Raw genomic sequence first — 7,655 nt, forward strand, 5'->3', positions numbered from 1 at the left:
CGAACTTGCCCGCCTCGCGCAGCCCGGCCAGCTCGCGGGCCCGGCGCAGGAAGAAGGCGGCGATGCGGCCGCGCACCGGACGGGCGCGGCGCGCCCGCTCGGAGAGTTCGGCGAGCATCGCCTCGGCGCGGGCGGCGGCGCGGTGGAAGCGCCGGTCGGGGGCCTGCCCGGGGTCGGTGACCCGCAGGTAGCCGGCCAGGGCCGCGAACACCGGGGCCGGGTCCTCCGACCAGCGCGGGACGCCGACGTCGACCTCGGCGGCCGAGCGGACGCCGTAGCGGTCCAGGAAGGCGTCCAGGCCGAGGTCGGGGAGCCCGCCGGCCAGGTGGGCGGCGGCGAGCTCGTGCGGCGGGGTGTCGATCAGCAGGTCCCGGTGGGGTGCGGCGGCGCGGGCCACCTCCCACAGGGCGAGGTCCATCTGGAGGGTGACGTTGTGGGGCATGCCGCTCAGGACGGTGGCGATCTCCTCGTCGGTGGCTATGCCCTTGAGCAGGGGCGTGAGGGCGGCGGAGGCCACCAGGCCGCTGACGACGGGCCAGACGATGGGGTCGACGCGGGAGGAGTCCTCAGCCACCAGGTCCAGCAGCTCGGCGGTGGTGGGCGGGTCGGTGACGGGCTCTCGCCGCAGGCGTTCGAGCTCGTCGAAGACCCGGGTCCGGGCGGCCGCGGGGCGGGCCAGCGCGCCGAGGATCCCGGCCGCCGCCCGCGGTCCGGCCGCCAGGGCGGCCGCGCCGCGCCTGCGGGTGGCGGACAGCGGGGCGAAGCGGGGGTCGTCGAGCATGTGCTCGACCACGGCCTGGGCGCGCGGCCCGAAGTCGACGGCCATCAGCCCCACCAGGCGCCGCCTCATCGCCGGGTCGCGCATGGCGTCGGTCAGGTCGCCGTAGAGGCGGCCGCCGATGTCGACGACCGGGGCGGTGAGGCCGAAGGCGGCGAGCATGCCCGCCAGGATGTTCTTCAGGGTCGCCATGCCCATGGGGGTGGCGGGGCGGAGCATGCCCTGGACGTGCCCGAACTCGACGTAGAGGCGGGTGCCCGGGTGCGTGCTCGGCGCCGGGAGCGGGAAAAGGGTGGTGATCGGCCGGGCCTGGAGCAGCCACAGGGTGCCGTCGCGGTCGTAGGCCCATTCGATGTCCTGCTCGGCGCCCAGGGCGTCGCGCAGCCGCTCGCCCGTCTCGCGGAGTTCGGCCAGGCGGGCCGGGGTGAGGCAGCCGTGTCCGGTGGGCGGGGTGTCGTCCAGGACGTAGTGGTCGGCGGTGGTGGTCCCGTCGACCACGGCGGTGCCCGGTCCGGGGGCGGCGTCCACGACGCTCTGGCCGCGTGTGCCGGTGAGCGGGTTCGCGGTGAACAGCACGCCCGCCACCTCGGCGTCGACCATCCGCTGGACGACCACGGCCATGTGCGCGTCCCCGTGGGCGATGCCGGCGGCCTCGCGGTAGGCGGTGGCGCGGTCGCTGTGGAGCGAGTCCCGGCAGGCGCGGACCGCCTTGAGCAGGTCCTCTGCGCCGCTCACCCCCAGGAAGGTGTCCTGCTGGCCCGCGAAACTGGCGTCGGGCAGGTCCTCGGCGGTGGCGCTGGAGCGCACGGCGACCGGGCCGCCGCCGAGCCGGGCGTAGGCCGCCAGGACCTCCCGCTCGGGCACCTCGCCGTCGCGGTGCGCCCACGTGGTGACGCAGAAGCCGTCGGGGACCCGTTCGCCCAGGCCGATGAGCGCGGCCAGGCCCGCGGCCTTGCCGCCCACCAGGTCGCGCCGCCGCGGGTCGATGGCGGTCAGGTCGAGCACGGTCGTCATGGTGACACCCCTTCTTCGCGATACGACAGCACTGCAATACGACTGCAATGTACCCGCATGGCAATACAGTCGCAATGTAGGGTGGGCCGCATGCCCCGCAAGATCGACGACCACGAGCGCCGCGAGCGCCGGGAACTGCTCGCCGACGCGCTGATGCGCCTGGCCGCCGCCCAGGGCCTGGAGAAGGTGAGCCTGCGGCACGTGGCGGCCGAGGCCGGAGTCTCGACCGGGATGGTGCAGCACTACTTCCGCACCAAGGACGAGATGATGACGTTCGCCGTCACCATGGTCATGGACCGGATCCGCGAGCGGTCCACGGCCCAGGCGGCCGCGGCTCCGCCGACGTCGCCGCGCGAGCTCGTCCGGGCGCTGCTGTCGCAGATCCTGCCGCTGGACGAGACGCGCCGCCTGGAGGGGCACGTGTCCCTGGCGTTCCTGGCCTACGCCGCGACCAAGCCGTCGATGGTGTCGGGGCTGGGCGAGGAGGCCGCGCAGATGCGCGCCTTCCTGGCCGACCAGGTGCGGGCGGGCGGGGCGGAGGGGGTGGACCCCGAACGGGCGGCGGCCGGGTTGCTGGCGCTCGTCGACGGGCTGGGGCTCCAGGTGCTGTCCCGGCAGTGCGACGAGGGCGAGGCGGTCGCCGCGCTGGACGCCCACCTCGCCCTGATCTTCTAGCCTTCCAGGCCCTTCCCGGCCTGTTCTATGAGGCCCGCTGGGTGGCGAGCCACTCCTCGAAGGTGGTCGGCGCGATGCGGGCGTCCGCGCCGGGCAGCAGGACCTCGCCCGCCATGGACGTTCCGAAGATCCCCGACCAGGTCGGCACCAGGTCCACCCGGCGACCGCGGGCGTGCAGGGTGCGCCGGGCCATGTCCACCAGGTCCTGGGTGTCGGGTCCGGCGATGTCGGCGTGGCGGCCGCGGGGCGCGCCCACCGCGACCTCGGCGAGGATGTCGGCGACATCGGCGGGGGCGATCGGCTGCACCAGCAGCGGGGCGATGGGGGCCCGCCCGTCGCGCTCGGTCCACCCGGCCACCATGGCGGCGAAGTCGTGGAACTGGGTGGCGGGCACGATCGTCCAGGGCACCGGGCCCTCCTGGACCAGGCGTTCCTGCTCGCGCTTGCCCGCGTAGTGGGGGTTGCCCTCCACCCGGTGGATGCCGGTGATCGAGAGCAGGACGTGGTGGCGCACCCCGGCGCGCTCCTCGGCGCCGAGCAGGGTGCGGGTCAGGCGCGCGAAGTGCTCCACCGAGGTGTCGCGGTCGCCGGCGGGGATGTTGGTGGCGTCGATGACCGCCTCGGCTCCGCGCAGGGCCTCATCGAGGCCTTGGCCGGTGGCCAGGTCCACACCGAGGGAGCGGCTGATCCCGACGGCCTCGTGGCCGTGGCGGCGCAGGGCGGCGACGGTGAGGGAGCCGATGTTGCCGGTGGCCCCGGCGACGGCGACGCGCATGGCGGGTCCTTCTTTCGTTCGTCGGTGGTCGATGGTCGATGGGCCGAACATATCGTGGACTAAAAAGATCCACAATATCTCCGATAGGATGGCGGTATGAAGCTTCCCGCGAGCACCGAGTGGGTGCTGCACTGCGCCTCCACCCTGGCCCAGCTGGAGGCGGGGGACACCGCCTCCACGGCCCAGCTGGCCCTGTACTTCGACCTGCCGGCTCCCTACCTGGCCAAGCAGTTGAAGGCGCTGGTCAAATCGGGGCTGCTGAGCGCGACGCCGGGCCCGCGGGGCGGGTTCCGGCTGGCGCGGCCCGCCGCGGAGATCACCCTGCTACAGATCGTGGAGTCGGTGGACGGCGCCTCCTCGCCGTACGTGTGCGCGGAGATCCGGCAGCGGGGGGTGGGGGCGCTGCCGCCCGAGGAGTGCGAGGACACCTGCGTGCTGGCGCGGCGGATGGCCGAGGCCCACCAGGCGTGGCGCCACAGCCTGGCGGGGACCACGCTCGCCGACATCCTCGCCACCCTGGCCCCGGGCACCGCGGCCCGCACCCGCTCCCGCCTGGCCACGGCACGCTGACGCCCGCCCACCTGCCCGACCGCCGGGAGCGCAAGGGGGGCGGGGGCGGGCCGCGGTGTCAGTCGTGCCGGGCGGGGTCCAGCACGAAGACCGGGATCCTCCGGTCGGTCCTGGCCTGGTAGTCCGCGTAAGGCGGGTAGGCCGCGACCGCGCGCTCCCACCACAGCTCCCGCTCGGCGCCGGTGAGCTCGCGCGCCACCATGTCGCCCCGCCGGGGCCCGTCCTGGAGTTCGGCCCGCGGGTCGGCCTTGAGGTTGAAGTACCAGACGGGGTGCTCGGGGGCGCCGCCGAGCGAGGCGACGACGGCGTAGCGGCCCTCGTGCTCGACCCGCATCAGGGGCGTCTTGCGCAGTTTCCCGGTCTTGGCGCCGATGGAGGTCAGCACCACGACCGGAAGGTCGAACAGCGTGGTGCCCTCGGTGCCGCCGGAGGACTCATAGAGCTCCACCTGCTCGCGGGCCCGGGTGGAGGTGCTGGGTTCGTATTCACCGTGCAAAGGCATGACCCCAGTCAAACAGCACCGGCCGCCCGGGGAGCGGGAGGGCGCCCGCGTGTCGGCGCGCCGGGTGGCCGACGCGCCGGGGCCCGGCGCTACCGCAGGTGCCGGGCGAGGAACCGGGCGGCGGCCCCCGCCGCGGACGGTGGGACGCCGGTGTGCCCGCCCATGTTGGCGTTCAGGGTCTTCTCGGGGGAGCCGAAGGCGTCGAACAGGTCCAGGGCGAGCTGCCGGTCGTTGCCCTCGTCGTCCCACTGGAGCAGGACGTGCAGGGGGAGGGTGAGGCGGCGGGCCTCGTCGAACATCGTGCGGGGGACGTAGCTGCCGGCGAAGAGGACGGCGGCGGCGATGCGCGGGTCGACCAGCGCCAGCCGGACGCCGATGGAGATGATCCCGCCGGAGTAGCCGACGGGGCCGCCGAGTTCGGGCAGTGCGAGGAGGGCGTCCAGGGCGGCCCGCGCCTCGGGGACGGCCTGATCGACCAGGGGCAGGACCAGCCGGTCGATGACGTCCTCGCTCGGCCGTTCCCCGGCCGCCAGTGCCCGTTGCAGGTCGGCGCGGGCCTGGTCGGCCTCGGGCGAGCGGGGGCGGTCGCCGCCGCCGGGGAGTTCGATGGCGGCCGCGGCGAAGCCGTCCGCCGCGCAGTGCCGGGCCCGCGCCGCCAGGCGGGGGTGCATGCGGTGCAGGTCGCCGGGGTGGCCGAGCAGGACCAGGGGCGCCGGTTCCGGGGTGGACTCGGTTGCGGGTGTCCACAGGAGGCCGGGGATCCCGTCGAGGGTGAAGGCGCGTTCGAGGACGCCGCCGTCGAGGCGCCGCTCGGCGGTGAGGGTGAGGTGCATGGTCGTGTCCTTCGGGAGTGCTCGTGAACGGCGCTCCCGGACGACCTATCGCCCGACCGTGACCCCCGAGGGGAGCACCCATGTCGAAACTGCGTTCACGGGTACCACCTCCTCGGTCTCTGGCACGGCCACGCGCAGGTTAGCAATGGTCAGGGCGGTCCGCCACCGGTTTTTCCGCCGCCCGAAGTCGACGGCCGGGCGTCACGCCGGCGGGGTGAGTCTGGCGGCCACGGCGTCCAGAACCCAGTCCAGGCCGGTGGCGAAGGAGGTCTCGGCGTCCACGTCCGTGCCCTCGTGCACGATCCTGGCGAGTGTGGGGAAGCGGCCGGTGGCCAGCATTCTCGTGATGTGCGGGCCCGAGGCGCGCTGCCACTCGCGTTCGGACAGGCCGGTGGCGCGTTCGGCCCGCCGAGTGGTGACCTCGCGCCTGATCGCACCGATGAAGTAGGAGCTGACGGTCTCCACGGCGCGCATGGCGGTGTCGATGTCGGCGAGGCCGTCCAGAGAGGCCAGCGTCGCCTCGGTCACGGCCAGGCTGTTGGGGCCCAGGGCGGGGCGGCCGCCGAGCAGGTCGGCCAGCCATTCGTGGCGCAGGGCGGTGCGCCGGGTGCGGTGGGCCAGTCCGCTCAGCGCCTCGCGCCAGTCACCGGGGGGTTCTGCGGGGATGATCTCGGCGTGAACCTCGTCCACCATGAGGTCGAACAGCTCCTCCTTGGTGGCGATGTATCCGTACAGCCGCATCGGGCCCGCGTTGAGCCGGGCGGCGACCTTGCGCAGCGACACCTCTTCTAGCCCGCCCCCGTCGGCCAGCGCGACGGCGGCGGCGACGATCCGCTCCCGGTCGAGCGGCACGGGGCGGGGCGGTGGCTCAGGGCGGTCCCACACGGTCATGGTCACACCGTACCGTTGCGATACACCGAACCGACTCAATACAGTGTATCGACATGAGACACAGAATCGCCGTGGTCGGGGGCGGTCTCGCCGGCCTCACCTTCGCCCGCGTCCTACACCACCACGGCCACCCCGTCACCATCCTCGAACGCGACCCGGCCTCGAACGCCCGTCCCGCGGGCGGCACGCTGGACCTGCACGAAGGACTGGGCCAGCTCGCGCTGGACAAGGCCGGGCTACTGGCGGGGTTCCGGGCGCTGGCCCGCCCCGAGGGGCAGGCCATGCGCATCCTGGACACGGACGGGAGGGTTCTGCGCGACTGGCGTCCCGGCCCGGACGAGCGGGCCAACCCCGAGATCGACCGCGGGCAGCTCCGCGACCTGCTGCTCGGCCCCCTCGACGTCCGGTGGGGGCAGGCGGTGGCTCAGGTGGAGCCGGGGACCCGGGAGGGTGTGCCGGTCCGTTTCGCGGACGGGCGACAGGAGGTGTTCGACCTCGTGGTGGGCGCGGACGGGGCCTGGTCCCGGACCCGCCCGGCACTCTCTCCGGTGGTACCGCACTACACCGGTGTCACCTTCGTCGAGACCTCCCTGGAGGACGTCGACACCCACCACCCCGACCTGGCCCGGTTGATCGGCGACGGTTCCCTGGCCGTGTACGGGGCGAACCGGGCGATCGTCGCCCAGCGCAACAGCGGCGGACGTGTCAAGGTGTACGCCCAGTTCCGCACCCCGCCGGACGGGCCCGCGGGCCCGTCCGGCACCGGGGCGGTGCCCCCGGATCTGCTGGGCCTGTTCGACGGCTGGGCCGCACCGGTCGTGGACCTGCTGCGCCACGGCACCGCCTTCGTGTACCGGCCCCTGCACGTCCTGCCGGTGTCCCACACCTGGGCTCACGTCCCGGGGGTGACGTTGCTGGGCGACGCGGCCCACCTGATGCCCCCGTTGGGGGCGGGGGCGAACCTGGCGATGCTGGACGGCGCCGAACTCGCCGAGTCCATCGCCGCCGACCCCGGGGACCCGGATACGGCCGTGCGCGCCTTCGAGGAACGGATGTGGGCGCGGGCCCGGGTGTGGGCACAGATCACGACGGACGGCCTGGAAAGCCTGGTGAGCCCGGACCCGGCCCGGGCCGTCGCCTTCTTCGACCGGGTCCAGCCATCCTGACCGCTCGCGCGACCTCTACGGCCGGGCCGGCCCCGACAGATGGTGACCGACCCGGTCCGGCCTATTCCACGTCCAAGGCCACGACGCCTGGGAGGTCCCCGAACTTGACCTCGGCATCCCTGCTCACAAGGATTCGCCCGCTCTGCATCGCGTGCGCCGCGATGATCAGATCCATTGCCCCCCGTTGGAGGCCGCCGCGAATCGTGTGCGCGAGCAACGTGGCGTGATGGAGGGCGGTCGCAGCGGTGGGGCCGAGAACCCGGGTGCAGGTGAGGATCTCCTCCAGAGAGGGAGAGGGCAAGGTCAGGCGGCGAGGGTGGTGGCCGGGGTTCTGTGGCCGCAGGTGGGGCAGGGGGCGGCGATGGGTTCGCCGTCGGGGGTGAGGCGGATGACGGTGCGGTAGCGGGGCGAGGCCCGGTCGGGGTTGCAGCGTTCGTTGTCGCATTTGGGG

Annotated in this window: 8 protein-coding genes; 3 read left to right on the forward strand and 5 right to left on the reverse strand. The window is 74.0% G+C overall.

Annotation, left to right across the window (positions count from 1 at the left end; all coding sequences use genetic code 11):
- Positions 1–1,792 (reverse strand): PEP/pyruvate-binding domain-containing protein (locus tag ACJOT3_RS29835; protein WP_406976469.1); only part of this gene is annotated, 1,792 nt, incomplete at its 3' end.
- Between the two features lie 90 nt (positions 1,793–1,882).
- Between ACJOT3_RS29835 and ACJOT3_RS29840 the strand changes: the two genes are divergently transcribed.
- A complete protein-coding gene (locus ACJOT3_RS29840; protein WP_406976470.1) occupies positions 1,883–2,467 on the forward strand; it encodes a TetR/AcrR family transcriptional regulator in 585 nt (194 codons plus the stop codon).
- Between the two features lie 25 nt (positions 2,468–2,492).
- On the opposite strand, the gene ACJOT3_RS29845 is transcribed toward ACJOT3_RS29840, so the two are convergent.
- A complete protein-coding gene (locus ACJOT3_RS29845) occupies positions 2,493–3,242 on the reverse strand; it encodes an SDR family oxidoreductase (RefSeq protein WP_406976471.1) in 750 nt (249 codons plus the stop codon).
- Between the two features lie 96 nt (positions 3,243–3,338).
- Here ACJOT3_RS29845 and ACJOT3_RS29850 point away from each other — a divergent pair, with 96 nt between their 5' ends.
- On the forward strand, positions 3,339–3,812 hold the full coding sequence (locus ACJOT3_RS29850) for an RrF2 family transcriptional regulator (protein ID WP_406976472.1): 474 nt from the start codon (positions 3,339–3,341) through the stop codon (positions 3,810–3,812).
- 58 nt (positions 3,813–3,870) lie between these two features.
- On the opposite strand, the gene ACJOT3_RS29855 is transcribed toward ACJOT3_RS29850, so the two are convergent.
- The 3 genes from ACJOT3_RS29855 to ACJOT3_RS29865 all read right to left on the reverse strand — a co-directional run bounded on the left by ACJOT3_RS29855 (position 3,871) and on the right by ACJOT3_RS29865 (position 6,038).
- Positions 3,871–4,314, reverse strand: coding sequence for a nitroreductase family deazaflavin-dependent oxidoreductase (locus ACJOT3_RS29855; protein WP_406976473.1), 444 nt, complete (start codon positions 4,312–4,314; stop codon positions 3,871–3,873).
- An 89-nt stretch (positions 4,315–4,403) separates the two neighbouring features.
- Positions 4,404–5,147 carry a dienelactone hydrolase family protein gene (locus ACJOT3_RS29860; protein WP_406976474.1) on the reverse strand — a complete coding sequence of 248 codons (744 nt, stop codon included), beginning with the start codon at positions 5,145–5,147 and terminating at the stop codon, positions 4,404–4,406.
- 201 nt (positions 5,148–5,348) lie between these two features.
- Positions 5,349–6,038, reverse strand: coding sequence for a TetR/AcrR family transcriptional regulator (locus ACJOT3_RS29865; protein ID WP_406976475.1), 690 nt, complete (start codon positions 6,036–6,038; stop codon positions 5,349–5,351).
- A gap of 53 nt (positions 6,039–6,091) precedes the next feature.
- Here ACJOT3_RS29865 and ACJOT3_RS29870 point away from each other — a divergent pair, with 53 nt between their 5' ends.
- Positions 6,092–7,204: an FAD-dependent oxidoreductase gene (locus ACJOT3_RS29870; RefSeq protein ID WP_406976476.1), complete on the forward strand. Its 1,113-nt coding sequence runs from the start codon at positions 6,092–6,094 to the stop codon at positions 7,202–7,204.
- The last annotated feature ends 451 nt before the right edge of the window (positions 7,205–7,655 follow it).

The sequence above is a fragment of the Nocardiopsis protaetiae genome (assembly GCF_045446735.1).
Lineage (GTDB): Bacteria > Actinomycetota > Actinomycetes > Streptosporangiales > Streptosporangiaceae > Nocardiopsis > Nocardiopsis protaetiae.